This window comes from Vibrio sp. 10N.286.46.A8 (assembly GCF_041470165.1).
Taxonomy (GTDB): Bacteria; Pseudomonadota; Gammaproteobacteria; order Enterobacterales; family Vibrionaceae; genus Vibrio; species Vibrio tasmaniensis_A.
The window spans coordinates 1-1,822 of record NZ_JBFRLX010000186.1; the positions used below are offsets into that span (position 1 = coordinate 1).

General features: G+C 42.6%; 3 protein-coding genes. 1 reads left to right on the top strand and 2 read right to left on the bottom strand.

Going from position 1 to position 1,822, the window contains the following annotated elements; all coding sequences use genetic code 11:
* The coding region (bcp, locus tag AB4232_RS17400) for a thioredoxin-dependent thiol peroxidase (protein ID WP_372087631.1) at positions 1 to 293 on the bottom strand (293 nt) is incomplete at its 3' end.
* Positions 294 to 305: 12 nt separating this feature from the next.
* Positions 306 to 848: a glycine cleavage system protein R gene (locus AB4232_RS17405; protein ID WP_009847377.1), complete on the bottom strand. Its 543-nt coding sequence runs from the start codon at positions 846 to 848 to the stop codon at positions 306 to 308.
* A gap of 372 nt (positions 849 to 1,220) precedes the next feature.
* Between AB4232_RS17405 and dapA the strand changes: the two genes are divergently transcribed.
* Positions 1,221 to 1,822: 4-hydroxy-tetrahydrodipicolinate synthase (gene dapA / locus AB4232_RS17410; protein WP_372087632.1), on the top strand; the 602-nt coding region annotated here is incomplete at its 3' end.

The following is a 1,822-nucleotide window of genomic DNA, read 5'->3' on the forward strand; positions in this document are numbered from 1 at the left end:
CTGTGGTCTTCATCAGATAGAAGAGTGAAGTTCAGAGATTTCTTCGCAACGAAATTTGGTAGGCGTTTAACTGGGTCAACACTCACACCTAGAACAACCACATTCAGATCATCAAGCTGTGCTTTGATATCACGCAGGCCTTCAGCTTGCACAATACAACCTGGAGTCATTGCTTTTGGGTAAAAATAGAAAAGGACTTTTTTACCTTTGAAGTCACCAAGAGATACGATATTGCCATCTTGATCTGGAAGAGAAAAAGCAGGTGCTGGAACACCAGCCGTTAGCGTATTCATGATATTTCCTTTTTAAAAACTGTTTTTGATAAAGTTGAGCGAGCCTTGTACGGATAGGCTCTGACACAGCGCGTCGAATTCTTCTTGTAGCTGCATCAAATTACATTCTGATTGCACAGAAGCGGTAATAGAGATATGGAATTGGTCGTTGTCGAGCTGAACCTTAGACTTATTGATGGTTCGCGCACTTAACGAATCGAGGCCGATGTTTCGGTCTGCGAAGAACTGGGTAAACTGCTCGGTAAGGCCGATTTTATCGTCTGACTCAACGAACACCTCTACTGTGTAAGAGTTCTCAATAACATCATGAGTTGAGGTTCGCTTCATAATCGTAATCAAGTCGTGCTCTTGTCCAAGCAAGGGCAGGGTGGTTTCAACGCGGGTGATGTTGTTTGCCTTTCCAGACAGTAGCATGATAAGCGTAAATTCTTCGCCAAATTGAGCGATACGGCTATCAATAATGTTACAGCCTGATTGGGTGACTAAATGAACCACTTGGTTGCATACACCTGGGCGATCTGTGCCCACAGCTGTGATTACTAGATGTTGAGTCATAAAATCACGTCTCTTATATTCCATTGATTCATGCATGTTAGCACAGTTAGCTAGAGGAATAAGTGTGTGCTTGGGGCTTTTATGAGGCACTTTGCTTCAAATATGTAACAAGTAATAGGAATATTTAGAGTGTTCAAAATTCAAAGAGTGGTGTGAGAGCATTGCTTACTTGTTACTGACATCGAGTGCTGAGCTATTCGCTAGATTGAGTGTAGGTTACCCAAATTCTAGGTCGAACGCGGTTATAAGTCGTTTTACCTCAAACATACGACAATATTTACTGAAGATGTTGCTGGTAAGCCACTTTAATGTCTTGTGTTTATTGATTGGCTTACAGTAACATGCAAAAAGAATAAATTAAGGGAGATAGACATGTTTTCAGGAAGTATCGTTGCGCTAGTTACACCATTTAATACAGATGGTGAAGTGGATTTCGACAGCCTTAAAAAGTTAGTTGATCACCATGTTGCAGCAGGTAGTGATGGTCTGGTTGCGGTTGGCACAACTGGTGAGTCTTCAACACTCACTATTGAAGAGCATGTCAAAGTCGTCAATAAGGTCGTTGAATTTGCTGATGGCCGTATTCCTGTTATCGCTGGTACGGGTGCAAACGCAACTCACGAATCTGTACTTTTCAGCCGTTTGCTCAATGGTTCTGGTATTGCTGGTTGCCTGAGCGTAACGCCGTACTACAACAAACCGACTCAAGAAGGTTTGTACCAACATTACAAAGCAATTGCTGAAGTCAGTGACGTTCCACAGATCCTTTACAATGTACCTGGTCGCACTGCGGTAGACTTGTTGCCAGAAACGGTTGCTCGTCTTGCCGAGATCGAAAACATCGTTGCACTTAAAGATGCGACGGGTGATCTTGAAAGAATTGCAATTCACCGTGAACTTTGTGGCGAAGACTTTATCTTACTAAGTGGTGATGACTTAACAGGTCTTGAATTTGTTAAGCGTGGTGGTGATGG